Here is a 14376-nt window from a genome sequence, read left to right as displayed (position 1 = left end):
GGGGGGCGTCCCGGTGGCGGTCGCGGGCCCGACTCCCGCCACGCCGGGACGACGGCGGGCGCCGTGCGCCCGGGCCACCTACCGGCCCGGGCGCACGCCGTCCCACGGCGTCAGCGGCCGGCCCGCTCCGCCTGGGCGAAGCCGAGGCGCAGGAACCGGTCGATGTCGTGCCAGGTCGGGGAGGCACGGTGGACGACCCGCTCGCGGCCGAAGGCGTTGGTGAGCCACGTCGTCGACTCGCGGGCGCCGAGGACCTCGTCGACCGAGTGGCCGGCGCCCGGCACGAGCGTGAACCGGGCCTCGTTCCCCGCGGCCGTCGTCGAGTCGTAGACGAGCTGGCTCTGGTTGTAGGGCAGCAGCGCGTCGGCCAGGCCGTGGAGCACCCAGATCGGGATCTCGTCGCCGTCGATGTAGCTGCTCGGGTCGGCCGCCTCGGTCTCCGCCGGGCAGGCCTGGATGCTCACGAGCTCGGTCGGGAAGACCTCGCCGGGGCACTCGACCAGCCGGCTCTCCGGGGAGTCCGGCGCGTCGTGGGGGTAGATGCCCTCCTGCATCGGGAGGTCGTTCTCGGCCGCGAAGGTGTCCATCGACAGGAAGTCCGTCGGCGGGAAGAACGGCACGGCCACCTGGACGGCGCTCGACGTCCCGTCCACGCCCGTCTCCCCGGGCAGCTGCTCGATGTCGCTCGTCGTCGCGGCGAACGCCGCCGACCAGCCGCCCGACGAGTTGCCCAGGAACGCGAAGCGGTCCGGGTCGAGGCCGTACTCGTCGGCGTTCTCCCGCAGGTGGCGGACGGCGGCGCGCACGTCGTGGCCCTGCGCCGGGAAGCGGGCGTCGAAGCTGGACCGCACGTTGATCGCCGCTACGGCGTACCCGCGGCCGGTGAACTCCTCGACGACGTCCAGCGCCTGCTCGCCGGTCTTGACGTCGTTGCTGAACCAGGCCGAGCCCGAGTGCCAGATCACCAGCGGCAGCTCGCCCTTCCCGCGGGCGGCCGGCAGGTGCAGGTCGAGCAGGTTGCCGGGGGTCGCGGGCCCGTAGGCCAGATCGCTGATCACGGTGGGCTCGCCCTGCGGCGGCGCTGCCTGGGCCGGTGCGGCCAGGGTGAGGGCGAGCGTTGCGGCGAGGCCGCAGCCGGCCGCGAGCCCCTTCCGTGCGTGCCGTGCGCTGGGGTTCATGGCATCGAGCTCCGTTCGCTGGTGCGGATCCGGGTCCTGTGACGCTAGGCACACTCCCGTGGCATGACGAAGCCCGACTTCCACTCCCCGGAACAGTCCGGCGAACCGGCGGGCTGTCGCCGAGATCCGCCACATCGGGCTCCCGACCGGTCCGCGACGCCCGCTCCGCCGCATCTCGACGGGCGGCTGCCCGGCGCCCTTCCGGAGGGCGGCCGCCGGACTCCCGGGGGCGAGCGCGCTCGTGTCACGGCGTCCCGCCGCGGCGGCCGGTGCACCGGGTAGGGCCCGCGACCCGCCGCCCCGCGCGCCGACCGGGGCACGCACTAGCCTCGACGGCGCCAGGAGGGCTCGCATAGTGGCCTAGTGCGGCGGTCTTGAAAACCGCTAAGAGGTAACCCCTCTTCGTGGGTTCGAATCCCACGCCCTCCGCCGTGTGATGTCGCAGGACATCCCGGACGCCCGGACCCACGATTCGTGGGTCCGGGCGCTCGTCATCTGCGGCGACCCCACCCCTCCGCCGGCTGTGGTGAGGGTCTCAGATCAGCGCGTCGCGTCCCAGTGGCTGAGACACTGCGGGGCCGATTCCGAGGGTTCCGAAACTGTTTCGCAAAGGTAAAGAAGCAGGTCGTCCCGGGAGTTGTCGATCACCGGGCTCCATCCGGTGCGTGACCGGTCCGTACCGCTCTGTGGACAGAGTGGCGAGGCTCACCTAACGTCCCGGCCGACCGCCCGCGAGGGCCGCCGGCGGCTCCCCGCCGGTCGGCTGGACGGTCTTCCTCTGACCCAGGAGACGCATCCTTGAAGAGAGCTCTGGCCGTCGTCGCCGGCGCCGCCCTGGTCATGGCGGTTCCCGTGACGGCTTCCGCCGCACCCCCCGCTGAAGACGCCCCCGCGACGCCTCAGCGCGCGCACGACCTGCCCAACCCGCTCGCCGAGACGCAGCAGGAGCTGCGGGCCCAGGCGCTCGAGCAGGTGCTCACCGGGCAGGCCACGCCGCGTGGCAACAACAAGGTCGTCGAGGTCGCCCGCGGCCGCTACGTCGAGCTGGCCCAGGAGGACAGCGACGCGATCTGGACCGTCCTCGGCGAGTTCAGCGACCTGCCGCACAACTCGATCCCCGAGCCCGAGCGGTCGGTCGACAACACCACCATCTGGACGCCGGACTTCTCCCAGGGCTACTTCGACACCCTGCTCTACAGCACCGCCCCCGGCGTCAACTCGGTGGCGAACTTCTACGAGCAGCTCTCCTCGGGCCGCTACACCGTCACCGGTGAGGTCGAGGACTGGGTGCAGGTGCCGGGCACCGGCGCCTCCTACGGCGACAACGACCTGGGCGACAACGCCGTCTGGGGCTTCATCAACGACTCGACCACCGCCTGGTACGACGGGCAGATCGCCTCGGGCAAGACCCCGGAGCAGATCGACGAGTACCTCTCGCAGTTCGACGTCTGGGACCGCTACGACTCCGACGGCGACGGCAACTTCGACGAGGCCGACGGCTACATCGACCACTTCCAGGCCGTGCACTCCGGCGAGGGCGAGGAGGTCGGCGGCGGCGTCCTCGGCGACGACGCCATCTGGAGCCACCGCTGGTACAACCAGACCAACCGGATCGGCGTCGCCGGCCCGACCGTGAACGGGGCGGTCAACCCGCTGGGCGGTGCGCCGGTCGGCGGCTCGAAGTACTGGATCGGTGACTACACCGTCGAGCCCGAGAACGGCGGCGTCGGCGTCTTCGCCCACGAGTTCGCCCACGACCTCGGTCTGCCCGACCTCTACGACACCTCGGGCAACAGCGGCGGCGCGGAGAACAGCACCGCCTTCTGGACCCTGATGAGCTCCGGCTCCTACGGCAGCTCGGGTCGTCCGCAGGACGGCATCGGCACCCAGCCGATCCACATGGGTGCCTGGGAGAAGCTGCAGCTCGGCTGGCTGAACTACGAGGTCGTGGCGCCCGGCGAGAGCGCGAACCTGCGCCTGGGCCCGTCGGCCTACAACTCCAAGGAGAACCAGGCCGCCGTCGTCGTCCTCCCGGACAAGGAGGTCACCGCGACGATCGGCACGCCGTTCGAGGGCGAGGACTTCTGGTACTCCGGCTCGGGCGACAACCTCGACCGCAGCATGCTGGCCGCCAAGCCGGCCGGTGCCGGTGAGCTGACCGCCAAGGTCAACTACCAGATCGAGCAGGACTGGGACTACGCCTACGCCGTGTACTCCACCGACGGCGGCAGCACCTTCACCTCGATCCCGACGAACCTGTCGACGACGACCGACCCCCACGGCCAGAACTTCGGCGAGGGCATCACCGGCACCACGGGTGGCGAGTGGGTGGACCTGACGGCGAGCCTGGCGGACGTGCCCGACGGCGCGCTGATCGGCTTCCGCTACTGGACCGACGGCGCCGCCACCGAGCCGGGCCTCCAGGTCGACGCCGTGTCCATCGGCGGCACCCCGGTGACGGAGTGGACGCTGGACGGCTTCCAGGTCACCACCGGCACGACCACGAACTCGTACTTCAACGCCTACATCCTCGAGAACCGGGCCTACACCGGCTACGACACGGGCCTGAAGACGGGGCCGTACAACTTCGGTGACCCCCGCCGGCCGAACTGGGTGGAGCACTTCCCGTACCAGGACGGTCTGCTGATCAGCTACTGGAACACCCAGTACAACGACAACAACGTCGGCGCCCACCCCGGCGCCGGCCTGCTCCTGCCGGTCGACGCCCACCCGGGCCTGCTCTACGAGCCGACCGACGACGAGGGCGAGGACCGCACCAACGGGGAGAGCTGGCGCGCGCGGGTGCAGTCCTACGACTCCACCTTCGGGCTCCAGCCGACCGACAAGATCACCCTCCACGACCCGGACACCGGTGTGGGCCAGAAGGTCGGCGGCCTCCCGGCCGTGCGCACCTTCGACGACACCGAGGACTGGTGGGTGGCGCCGGGCGAGCAGCCCGACGCCAACGGCTGGACCGGCGTCGACGTGCCCAAGACGGGCACGACGATCACCGTCACGGGGATGAGCGCCGCGGGTGCGCTCATGCAGGTCCGGGTCAACTGACCCGGTAGCGCACCACGCGAACGGCCCGTCGGCACCCGCCGGCGGGCCGTTCCGCATCCCGGGGCCCGCTCCTGCACCCGCCGCCCGCGCGACATGCCCGGCTGGCGCGCCCACCGGGGTGACCGAGGTCGCATGAGTCGCATATGCCCAGGTCAGCGCCGTCCATGTCGACATGGCGGCGGGCCGGGGGAGGGGTGACCGGACGGTCGCGGGGGCGGTCGCAACGATCGGGTGACGGGCGTTCCGGAGTGGCGTCGAACCCGCCGATGGGGAGGTCGGTGCGCCGTAACTTCTCCCGTGATCGCGGCACCTTCCCCGGCCGCGACGCGCGCACGGAGGAGTCCCCAGGTGATCATGGGCACGATGCTGCTGTGGCCGGCCGCGGCGGTGCTGGGCTTCCTGCTCTGCACGGCGGTGGTGGTCGCGCTCGGCGCCAGCTCCACCGCGCGGTACGAGTACGCCCGCGCTACCGCGACCCAGCACACCCAGCGCGCGGCGGCGCGCGCCTCGGGCACCCACCCGGCCGGCCGTCGCGCCGCCGCCCCTGCCGCCGGCGGGGACGGGCAGTTGCGTCCCCACGGCGTCGCCGTCGCCGCCCGGCCCGCCGAGGCCCCTGCGCCGGCGCGCGTCGCCGTCGCCGCCCCGGGGACCGGGCACGGCTGGTGGCTGGTCGACGAGGGGGCGCAGGTGCTGGCCGGCCCGTTCGACGACCGCATCGACGCCGACTGGGCGGCGCTCTCCGGCGGGCTCGCGGCCGTCTCGGTCTACGGCGCCCCGCGGGCCGACGGCAGCGTCGCCCCCCGGCCCTCCCCGGCGGACCGGGCGTGGCTGGCCGAGCTCGGCGACCAGCTCGACCGGCTCCCCGAGGACTGGGACGCGCTGCTCACCGACACCGACCCGTTGACCACCCTGGTCGTGGAGGTCGCCGCGGCGCTGGTCGAGGCGGGGCTGCCGCTGCACGACGCCGCCGGGGCCGGGACGTCCGGCGGGGTCTGCCTGGTGCCCGAGGCCGCCTCCTGCGGGGTGCTGGTCAGCTGGCGCACCCACGACCGGATGGGCGTGCAGCTCTCGCGGGGCGACGCGGCCCTGGAGGCGGTGCAGGAGCTCATGGACGCCGCCCTGGCCGACACGCTGACCGAGCTCGGCTTCGTCGTCCAGACCTTCGGGGCCTCCGGCGTCCCCCTGGTGACGGCGGTGCGCTGACCCAGGAGCTGGCGGAGCACCGACGGACGCTGCAGAGGGAAGAAGCCGGCGAAGCCGTCGAGGCTTGCGCGACCCTGGCGGAGACCTCCCTCGACGACATCGTCGAAGGACCGGCGGCCGGGAATCACGTCGAGGATGCGCCACCCGCCGCGCGGCGGAACCTCGTCGCGAGGCGATCGAACGCCACCGCGAGCTCGTCTCCGTCGATCACCTCGAGGTCGACGTCGAGCTGTGTCATCCACAGCGCGAGCCCGTCCGGGTCGTCGGAACCCAGCTCGACACGGCACGTGGACTCGTCGACCACTTCGATGTCGACCGGGATGGGGATCTTCGCGGCGACCTTGGCGGCGGGAGCATGCACGAGTACCCGGGCGCGGTACTTCCAGGCCGCCTTGCTGACGCGTCCGACGACGTACCCGACGACATCGTCCTCCGGGAGCCTGCGCGGCTGGAACCGCGCCCCCGTCGGTGCGTGCGGGACCATGCGGTCGACACGAAAGACCCGCCAGTCGTCACGGTCGAGATCCCACGCGAGCAGGTACCAGAGCGGCCCCCAGGTCACCAGCCGTTGCGGTTCGGTGTGGCGGGCCCCTTCGCTGCCCCCGGGCTTCGTGTATCCGAACCGGAGCCGTTCGTGGCCGCGGATCGCGGCAGCGACCGCGCCGAGAACCGAGAGATCGAGCGGCGGCTCAGCCCCTGGGACGACGCTCGTCGCCTCGCGTACCGCCTCGACGCGCCGACGCAGGCGCGAGGGCAGCACCTGCTCCAGCTTCGCGAGCGCGGTGAGCGATGTCTCTTCGACGCCGAGCCGCTGGGTCGCGACCACACCCAGTCCGACCGCGACGGCGACGGCTTCGTCGTCGTCGAGCAGCAATGGGGGCATCGCCGTCCCGGCGGCCAGCCGGTACCCGCCCGCGACGCCGGGGCGCGCGTCCACGGGGTACCCGAGCGAACGCAGCTTGCCGATGTCGGCGCGCACAGTCCTCGTGCTCACATCGAGCCGGCCGGCGAGCTCGGAGCTCGTCCAGTCGCGCTTGAGCTGGAGCAACGACAGCAGTTGGAGCAGGCGGGCCGAGGTCTCCAACATGGTCCCGATCATCCAGCAATTGCGGAAGCTGACCTGCCGCATTGCCTGCGAACGTTGACGTCATGGACGAGAACAAGGCACTCACACCGTTCCGCATCGACATCCCGCAGGCCGACATCGACGACCTGCGGAACCGGTTGGCACACACGCGCTGGCCGATCCCCGTGCCCGGCCGAGACGATCGCACCGACTTCAGCCGCGGCATCCCGCTGGTGTACCTGGAGGAGCTCGCCGAGTACTGGCGCGACGGGTTCGACTGGCGTGCGCAGGAGGCGAAGCTCAACGAGCACGAACAGTTCACGACGGTCGTCGACGGCCAGCCGTTCCACGTCGTCCACGCGCGATCGGCGAACCCGGAGGCCACCCCGCTGATCCTGAACCACGGCTGGCCGGGCTCGTTCGTCGAGTACCAGCGACTCGTCCCGCTGCTGACCGACGAGTTCCACGTGGTCATCCCGTCGCTGCCCGGCTTCGGGTTCTCCACCCCGCTGTCAGGGACCGGCTGGGAGCTGGCACGGACGACGGAGGCATACGCCGAGATCATGACGCGTCTCGGGTACGAGCGGTTCGCGGCCCACGGCACCGATATCGGCTCGGGCGTCACCGGCCGGCTCGCGGCCTGCTACCCGGCGCGTGTCATCGGCACGCATGTCGGCTGCGACGGCCGGTTGCTCGGGTTCGTCGGCGACAAGTTCCCCTACCCCGACGGCCTGTCCGATGACGAGATCGCCCAGGTCGAGGCAGTGCGCACCGAGGATGCGGCCGAGCGCGGGTATCTCGAGATGCAGAACCACCGTCCCGACACGATCGGCGCGGCGCTCACCGACTCGCCGGCCGGGCAGCTCGCGTGGATCGCCGAGAAGTTCAGGACCAGGACCAGCGGCGCGTACCGGACGCCGGACGAGTCGGTCGACCGTGACCAGCTCCTCGCGAACGTCAGCCTGTACTGGTTCACCCGCGCCGGCGCGTCGAGCGCGCAGTTCTACTACGAGGGCGAGCACTCGGGGCTCGACTGGGTCATGGCCGCCGACGTGCCGTCCGGATGGGCCGTGTTCGACACCCATCCGCTCATGCGCCGCGTGATGGACCCGTGGAACGCGATCAGCCACTGGAGCGAGTTCACCGAGGGCGGTCACTTCCCCGCGATGGAGGAGCCGAAGCTGCTCGCGGACGACATCCGCACCTTTTTCCGCGGCATCTCCTGATCCCGCGCCAGGGCCGGCGGGCCACGAAGACCCACTCGAGGCTCGCCCGTCCGGCGCGTCCAGGACCGCTAGGTTCTCGGCAGGTGGCGCGCCGCCCCGGCGAGCGCCCGCAGGGTGAGCCGGCCGTCGGCCAGCCCGAGCCGCACCACGTCGTCGAACACCTGCTGCCGCGCGCCGGCCGAGCGCAGCACCGCATCCATGAGCGCCGGCCGGCGGCTGAGCCAGGACGCCGTCGTGGAGTGCCGCAGGTGCCGGCCCAGACGGCGCCCCAGCGCCTCCCGGTAGGCCGCGCCGGCCCCCGCGCCCGCACCGGCGGCCACGCCGGCCAGGGCGCCCGAGAGCACCGCGTAGAAGATGCCCTCGCCGGTGAGCGGGTTGATCAGCGCGGTCGCGTCGCCGGCGAGCAGCACCCGGCCGTCGGGCTGCCGCGGTCTCCCGGTGCTCAGCGGCAGGCGGTGGGCACGCAGCGCGTCGGGGGCGACGCCGGGCAGCAGGCGGCGCAGCCCGTCCTCCAGGCCGGCCCGGCTGGCACCGCCGGACACCAGCTCCCCGTAGCCCACGTTGGCCCGCCCGTCGCCGAGGGGGAAGGACCAGGCGTAGGCGGGCCAGCGCTGCTCGGTGGTGACGATGACCTGCACCCCGGCCTGCCCCGGGAGCTCGGGGGCGTACCCGCGCAGCGCCACGGCCAGCTCGGTGGGCGCGTTGCGCCGCACGCCCAGCGCCCGGCGGACCACCGATTCTGCGCCATCGGCCCCGATCAGCACCCCGGCGGTGACGGACCCGTCCACCTCGACGCGGTCGGGGTGCACGCTGACCTGCCGCACCTGCTGGCGGCGGAGCACCGCCCCCGCGTCCTGGGCCACCCCGATGAGACGCGCGTCGAGCACCGCGCGCGGGATGACGTGCGAGGGGCGCTCGGTGGCCCGCTCGACGGTGGTCCCGCGCGGCGAGGTCAGCCGCAGCCGCGGGACGGCGGGGAAACCGTCGGTGACGGTGGCCGGCTCCACCCCCAGGCCGGCCAGGACGTCGAACGCCTCGGCGGCGATGCCGTCGCCGCAGACCTTGTCGCGGGGGAAGCCGGCGCGGTCGAGCACCAGGACGCGGGCGGCCGGATCGGCCCGCCGGGCGGCCAGGGCGGCAGCGGCGCCGGCCGGGCCCCCTCCGACGACGACGACGTCCCAGTGCTCCACCCGCCCGACGCTAGTACTGCGGCCGTCAACGTTCGCCTGCCTTCCCGAGACCGCCGCGGATGGCGACGGAGTGCGCAGATGGTCAGTTCTCGGCACGGGAATGGCGCGTCTGCGCACACTGTCCTGACGCGAAGCGCTAGCCGGCCCAGCTTGGACCAGTCGAAGGTTGCGTGACGCGGTACTAGGTGAGGCTGCCGCGGTCAGGACGACGAGGGCGCCGTCCACTTGCGCGGCGGGTGCACGTAGCCCTCGACGAAGCGCAGCAGGCCGGCGGCGTCGTGCACCACCCCGAGCGCATCCAGCCGCCGGGCGTCGAGGTACCCGTCGTCGACCATGCGGCGCAGCTGGGCCAGCAGCGGCTGCCAGAAACCGTCGACGTCCAGCAGCGCCGCCGGCTTGGCGTGCAGCCCGAGCATGCCCCACGTCCAGGCCTCGAAGAGCTCCTCGAGGGTGCCCGCGGCGCCGGGGAGGGCGATGAACGCGTCGGCGAGGCCGGCCATCAGCGCCTTGCGCTCGTGCATGGTCGCGACCACCTCGAGGCGCGGGAGCCCGGGGTGGGCCAGCTCGTCGTCGACGAGGTGCTGCGGGATGACGCCCACCACCTCACCGCCGGCGGCGAGCGCGGCGTCGGCGACGATCCCCATCAGCCCGACGCGGCCGCCGCCGTAGACGATGCCGACGCCGGCCCGCGCGAGCCCGGTGGCGAAGGCCGCGGCGGCGTCCGCGTGGGCCGGCGGGCCGGCGTGCGACCCGGTGAAGACGGCGATGCGCACCCGGCGTTCAGCCGCCGTAGTAGCGGAAGACCGGCTCGGCGATGCAGACCGGCTTGTCCCCGCCCTCGCGCTCGATCACGGCGCCCAGCGTCACCTGCAGGCCGCCGGTGACCTCCTCGACCGACTTCAGGGTCGCGGTCAGCCGGACCCGGGAGCCCACCGGCACGGGGGAGGGGAAGCGCACCTTGTTCAGGCCGTAGTTCACGCCCATCACGGTGTCGGTCACGGCGAGGACCTGCGACGAGAGCGAGGCCAGCAGCGACAGGGTGAGGTAGCCGTGCGCGATCGGCCCGCCGAAGGGGCTCTCCTTCTCCGCGCGCTCGACGTCGACGTGGATCCACTGGTGGTCGCCGGTCGCGTCGGCGAAGAGGTTCACGTGCTCTTGGGTGACCTCGTACCAGTCGCTCGCGCCCAGCTCGGTGCCGGTGAGCCCGTTCAGCTCGGCCATGGTCGTCGTGGTGCTCATGCGCTCGTCCTCCGGGGGTTCCGATGTCGTCCTCAGGAAACTAGTGCCGCGTCACGCAACCTTCGACTGGTCCAAGCTGGGCCGGCTAGCGTTTCGCGTCAGGACAGTGTGCGCAGACGCGCCATTCCCGTGCCGAAAACTGACCATCCGCGCACTCCGTCTCGCGCGGACGCCTCGCCGCACCCGGGCCGGGCGCGGCGGCGCGCGACCGGGTTGACTGGCCGACGTGCTCTCCTCGACCGACGGCTGGACCGCCTGCGACCAGGGGCACCGCCACTGGGGGCGCGCAGGCGCGGCCGGTCTGCTGATCCACCGCGACGGCCCGGACGGCGTCGAGCTGCTGCTGCAGTACCGCGCCTGGTGGTCCCACCACGGCGGCACGTGGGGCACGCCGGGGGGCGCCCTGCACGCGGGCGAGGCCCCGGCCGACGGCGCCCTGCGCGAGGTGCGGGAGGAGCTGGGGCTCACCGCGGCCGACGTCGTCCTGGGCGCGCAATCGGTCGACGACCACGGCGGCTGGGCCTACACGACGGTGCTCGCCCGGCCGGCGCGCCGGTTCGAGGCGGTGGACCTCCGGCTGGACGGCGAGAGCGACGGCGTGGCCTGGGTGCCGCTGGCGGGGCTGTCCGCGGTGGCGCTGCACCCGGGGCTGGCCGCCTCCCTGGACCGGCTGCGGCCCCTCCTCGGGGACGGCGCTGCTCCGCCCCGGACCGCGGGTTAGGTTCGGCGCATGAGCGCCCGCGACGACGTCTCCGAGATCTTCGACAGCTCCGCGTGGGCGCCGGTCGAGGGCTTCGATTTCACCGACATCACCTACCACCGCGCCGTGGACGCCGGCGTCGTCCGCATCGCCTTCGACCGGCCCGAGGTGCGCAACGCCTTCCGGCCGCAGACCGTCGACGAGCTGATCACCGCGCTGGAGCACGCCCGGCTGTCCACCGACGTCGGCTGCGTGATCCTCACCGGCAACGGGCCGAGCCCCAAGGACGGCGGCTGGGCCTTCTGCTCGGGCGGTGACCAGCGGGTGCGCGGCAGGTACGGCTACGAGCACAGCGAGGGGTCGAGCGGCCGGCTGCACATTCTCGAGGCGCAGCGGCTGATCCGGTTCATGCCCAAGGTCGTCCTCTGCGTCGTCCCCGGGTGGGCGGCCGGCGGCGGGCACAGCCTGCACGTGGTCAGCGACCTCACCCTGGCCAGCGCCGAGCACGCCCGGTTCAAGCAGACCGACGCCGACGTCGGCAGCTTCGACGGCGGCTTCGGCTCGGCGTACCTCGCGCGGCAGGTCGGCCAGAAGTTCGCGCGGGAGATCTTTTTCCTCGGCGAGGAGTACACCGCGGCCGATGCCCATGCGATGGGCATGGTCAACCGCGTCGTCCCGCACGCGGAGCTGGAGGCGACCGCCCTGGACTGGGGCCGGAAGATCGTGGCCAAGTCGCCGACCGCCCAGCGGATGCTGAAGTACTCGTTCAACCTGATCGACGACGGCCTGGTCGGCCAGCAGCTGTTCGCCGGGGAGACCACCCGGCTGGCCTACATGGCCGAGGAGGCCGTCGAGGGCCGGGACGCCTTCCTGGAGAAGCGCGATCCCGACTTCACCCGTTTCCCCTGGCACGTCTGAACGAGGAGGACCGCATGATCGTCGAGATCGTCACGGGCGCCGACGAGCGCCCCGAGGCACGGGTGGTCGACGTCGAGGACCTGGGCAGCCTGCACCTGGCCCTGGGCGTCGTCACCGACGAGGAGGCGGCCGAGGCGCTCGAGCGGTCCGGCCTGGGGCGGCTGCAGGACGCCGAGACGGCGTTCCTGGACGTGGCCGCGCTGCGGGCCGCCGCGGAGCCCCGGGCGACGGCCGGGGACTGGACCACGCGGTGGGACGAGATGATCGCCGGGGCCCGGGCGCAGGGCTGGCTGTCCGACGACGGCGCGAAACTCCAGGTGCACGTCGAGAGCGCCGCGGGGGCCTGAGCAGGGCGGTCGACCCCGTCGGGGGAGCGCTCGGGCGAGTTGTCCGAAACTCAGATGATCTAGATCGTTGTGGTGACCGGGTCCGCGGGCCAGGATGTGCCGGTGCATATGACAAGCCGTGACGGGATGGGGTCGTGAGCGGGACGCCGGGGCGTCCGCTGAGCGCGGAGCTGTCCGAGCAACTGCTCGCCGTGGCCGTCGACATCCTGGCCGACGAGGGCTGGGGGCGCCTGAACAGCGACCGCATCGCCGCTCGCGCCCGCGCGGGCAAGGCCGGCATCTACCGCCGGTGGCCGTCGATGTCGGCGATGGCCCGGGCCGCGGTGAGCCGGTTCGACCTCGTGGTGCTGCCCGAGGACGCCGGATCGCTGCGCGCCGACCTGCTGGGTCTGATCACCGAGCGCTGGACGCGGCCGCTGGACCGCGAGGAGCGCGCGGTCGCCAGCCTGGTCGGCGCGGCCCGGCACGACGAGGAGCTGCGCGCGGGGCTCGACGAGGCGCTCGTCCGGCCGCTGGCCGCCGCCGTCCAGACCCTCGGCGAGCGCGCTCAGCAGCGCGGGGAGCCCGTGCGGCTCGAGCGGCTGCGGCTCCTCGCCTCGGTGCTCGAGGCCTTTTGGTGGCAGCGCTACCGCATGGCCGAGCCGCTGACGCCCGAGCAGGTCGAGTTCGTCGCCGACGAGGTGCTGCTGCCGCTGCTGCGGCCGGTCGGCGAGATCGTCGCCGCCTGATTCCCTATCGGGGATCGGCTGTCAAGAGGGGGTCGCGCTTGACGGTGCGGTGGGCGCTCTTCGACGATGAGGGGCGGGGAAGGTCGCCTCGTTCGTCGGCACCTCGAGTGCCTGACCTGACATGTCCCGTAGGGGCTTGCTGAGGGGCCTTCCCCGCCTTCTTGCGGCTGCGCCGGCGAGCGCGGACGTCGGTGGGGACGGTCCACTGTTCGGCGATGTTGGCCTTGGCCTGCTCTGGGGTGACTGGGGTGCCGTTGGTGTCGCAGACGACGTAGGGCATGCCGCGGTTCATCACCGCCCAGAAGCGTTCGGCGAGGTGGCCGGCGACCACGCAGAGAGCCTTGAGGTGCTCGGCGCCGCGTTCGACCATCTGCACGTAGTAGACGCGGGCCAGCTGGGGGTCCTGCTTGCGGGCGTGGTCGGCGGCGCGGATGAACGTGCTGCGCATCAGCGACGAGCCGGCCTTGGACATGGGTTGTCCCTTGCGGTCGGTGTCGCCGGTCTCGGAGGCCCGCGGGGCGAGCCCCAGGTAGGACTTGAAGTGCGGGCCGGAGGGGAACCGGCCGGGGCGGCCGATGCCGGCGGCCGCGACCGGCGCGCCGACCTCGGCCAGGCCGGGCAGCGAGCGGGCCAGCTGGCCTGGATCGGCCCACCGGTAGGCCTCCTCCCGGCTGGCGGCGTGGGCGCCGAGCTCGGCCTGGATCGCGCGCAGCAGCCGGACCTCGGTGGCGACCTCGGCGGCCAGATCAGCGAAGGCGAGCGCCGGGTGGTCCCCGTAGAGCTCGACGGCCGCGGCGGCAGCAGCGCGCCACGCTTCGGCGCGGTCGGCACCGAGGTGGTTCTTCGATGCCTTGGCGATCAGCGCGGTCAGTCGGGCCGGCCCAGCCTTGAGCAGCGCCCGCGGGTCGGCCCAGCGCTCGAGTACCGCCAGGTCGGCCTGGCCGAGGTCGCCGGTCAACGGCGAGCACGGCATCAGCTGGCGGACCAGGTCCTTGATCCGCACCTTGTGCTCGCTGGCGGCCCGGGTCAGCCGGTCAGCGGCACGAACCCGCCGATCCAGCGCCGCGGCCTCGGCACCGGGCAGCTCCAGCGGCTGCAGCCCGGCCGGGTCGATCAGCGGCAGCCGGGCCAGGGTGTCGGCGTCGATGCCGTTGCTCTTGGCGTGTCGAGACAGGAACCGACGCAGGTCGGCGGCCTTGGCACTGGACACCCGGAACACCAGATGGCCGCGGGTGGTGAAGAAGACCGCGACCGGCAACCACGCCGGCCCGGTCGGCTCGAACACCACCTCCAGGTGGGTTCCCGGCTCGGTGCCGGCCAGCGCCGCGGACTCGATCGCGGCCAGGCTGGCCACCGTTGGCTCACACCGGCGACGGCACACCTCCCGGCCGTCCTCGGCCAGCACCCGTACCGTGTGCGCGCTGGCGATCCCCAGGTCGATCCCGACCAGCCGTCGTTGCATCTGTTCCTCCTCGAGCCCACCGGACATTCCGCTCCGGCGGCCCGAGACGGGCGGCT

13 protein-coding genes and 1 tRNA gene are annotated in these 14376 nt (G+C 73.0%); 8 read left to right on the top strand and 6 right to left on the bottom strand.

Going from position 1 to position 14376, the window contains the following annotated elements; all coding sequences use genetic code 11:
- Positions 1–110 precede the first annotated feature (110 nt).
- Positions 111–1178, bottom strand: a complete 1068-nt coding sequence (locus QOZ88_RS18665; RefSeq protein WP_306001214.1) for an alpha/beta hydrolase — start codon at positions 1176–1178, stop codon at positions 111–113.
- 341 nt (positions 1179–1519) lie between these two features.
- Between QOZ88_RS18665 and QOZ88_RS18660 the strand changes: the two genes are divergently transcribed.
- The 3 genes from QOZ88_RS18660 to QOZ88_RS18650 all read left to right on the top strand — a co-directional run bounded on the left by QOZ88_RS18660 (position 1520) and on the right by QOZ88_RS18650 (position 5444).
- A tRNA-Ser gene (locus tag QOZ88_RS18660) sits at positions 1520–1607 on the top strand.
- Between the two features lie 369 nt (positions 1608–1976).
- On the top strand, positions 1977–4241 hold the full coding sequence (locus QOZ88_RS18655) for an immune inhibitor A domain-containing protein (protein ID WP_306001213.1): 2265 nt from the start codon (positions 1977–1979) through the stop codon (positions 4239–4241).
- Between the two features lie 354 nt (positions 4242–4595).
- Positions 4596–5444 carry a hypothetical protein gene (locus QOZ88_RS18650; RefSeq protein WP_306001215.1) on the top strand — a complete coding sequence of 283 codons (849 nt, stop codon included), beginning with the start codon at positions 4596–4598 and terminating at the stop codon, positions 5442–5444.
- Positions 5445–5568: 124 nt separating this feature from the next.
- On the opposite strand, the gene QOZ88_RS18645 is transcribed toward QOZ88_RS18650, so the two are convergent.
- Entirely contained in the window at positions 5569–6531 is a 963-nt protein-coding gene (locus QOZ88_RS18645; protein WP_306001212.1) for a helix-turn-helix transcriptional regulator, read from the bottom strand.
- Positions 6532–6593: 62 nt separating this feature from the next.
- Between QOZ88_RS18645 and QOZ88_RS18640 the strand changes: the two genes are divergently transcribed.
- Positions 6594–7736 carry an epoxide hydrolase family protein gene (locus QOZ88_RS18640; protein ID WP_306001211.1) on the top strand — a complete coding sequence of 381 codons (1143 nt, stop codon included), beginning with the start codon at positions 6594–6596 and terminating at the stop codon, positions 7734–7736.
- A 68-nt stretch (positions 7737–7804) separates the two neighbouring features.
- On the opposite strand, the gene QOZ88_RS18635 is transcribed toward QOZ88_RS18640, so the two are convergent.
- The 3 genes from QOZ88_RS18635 to QOZ88_RS18625 all read right to left on the bottom strand — a co-directional run bounded on the left by QOZ88_RS18635 (position 7805) and on the right by QOZ88_RS18625 (position 10165).
- Complete coding sequence (locus tag QOZ88_RS18635) at positions 7805–8926, bottom strand: NAD(P)/FAD-dependent oxidoreductase (protein ID WP_306001210.1); 1122 nt, start codon at positions 8924–8926, stop codon at positions 7805–7807.
- Positions 8927–9126: 200 nt separating this feature from the next.
- Positions 9127–9699: an LOG family protein gene (locus QOZ88_RS18630; RefSeq protein ID WP_306001209.1), complete on the bottom strand. Its 573-nt coding sequence runs from the start codon at positions 9697–9699 to the stop codon at positions 9127–9129.
- A 7-nt stretch (positions 9700–9706) separates the two neighbouring features.
- Complete coding sequence (locus QOZ88_RS18625) at positions 9707–10165, bottom strand: MaoC family dehydratase (RefSeq protein WP_306001208.1); 459 nt, start codon at positions 10163–10165, stop codon at positions 9707–9709.
- A 226-nt stretch (positions 10166–10391) separates the two neighbouring features.
- Here QOZ88_RS18625 and QOZ88_RS18620 point away from each other — a divergent pair, with 226 nt between their 5' ends.
- From QOZ88_RS18620 to QOZ88_RS18605, 4 genes are all read left to right on the top strand, one after another.
- On the top strand, positions 10392–10886 hold the full coding sequence (locus tag QOZ88_RS18620) for an NUDIX hydrolase (RefSeq protein ID WP_306001207.1): 495 nt from the start codon (positions 10392–10394) through the stop codon (positions 10884–10886).
- Between the two features lie 9 nt (positions 10887–10895).
- Complete coding sequence (locus QOZ88_RS18615) at positions 10896–11783, top strand: 1,4-dihydroxy-2-naphthoyl-CoA synthase (RefSeq protein WP_306001206.1); 888 nt, start codon at positions 10896–10898, stop codon at positions 11781–11783.
- Between the two features lie 14 nt (positions 11784–11797).
- Complete coding sequence (locus QOZ88_RS18610; protein ID WP_306001205.1) at positions 11798–12130, top strand: hypothetical protein; 333 nt, start codon at positions 11798–11800, stop codon at positions 12128–12130.
- A gap of 134 nt (positions 12131–12264) precedes the next feature.
- Positions 12265–12858, top strand: coding sequence for a TetR-like C-terminal domain-containing protein (locus QOZ88_RS18605; RefSeq protein WP_306001204.1), 594 nt, complete (start codon positions 12265–12267; stop codon positions 12856–12858).
- Between the two features lie 4 nt (positions 12859–12862).
- On the opposite strand, the gene QOZ88_RS18600 is transcribed toward QOZ88_RS18605, so the two are convergent.
- Complete coding sequence (locus QOZ88_RS18600) at positions 12863–14320, bottom strand: IS110 family transposase (protein ID WP_305998273.1); 1458 nt, start codon at positions 14318–14320, stop codon at positions 12863–12865.
- Positions 14321–14376 lie beyond the last annotated feature (56 nt).

The sequence above is a fragment of the Blastococcus carthaginiensis genome, from assembly GCF_030731085.1.
GTDB classification, from domain to species: Bacteria; Actinomycetota; Actinomycetes; order Mycobacteriales; family Geodermatophilaceae; genus Blastococcus; species Blastococcus carthaginiensis.
The sequence above is the reverse complement of the archived record's forward strand: the minus strand, read 5'-3'. Positions and strand labels throughout refer to the sequence as shown.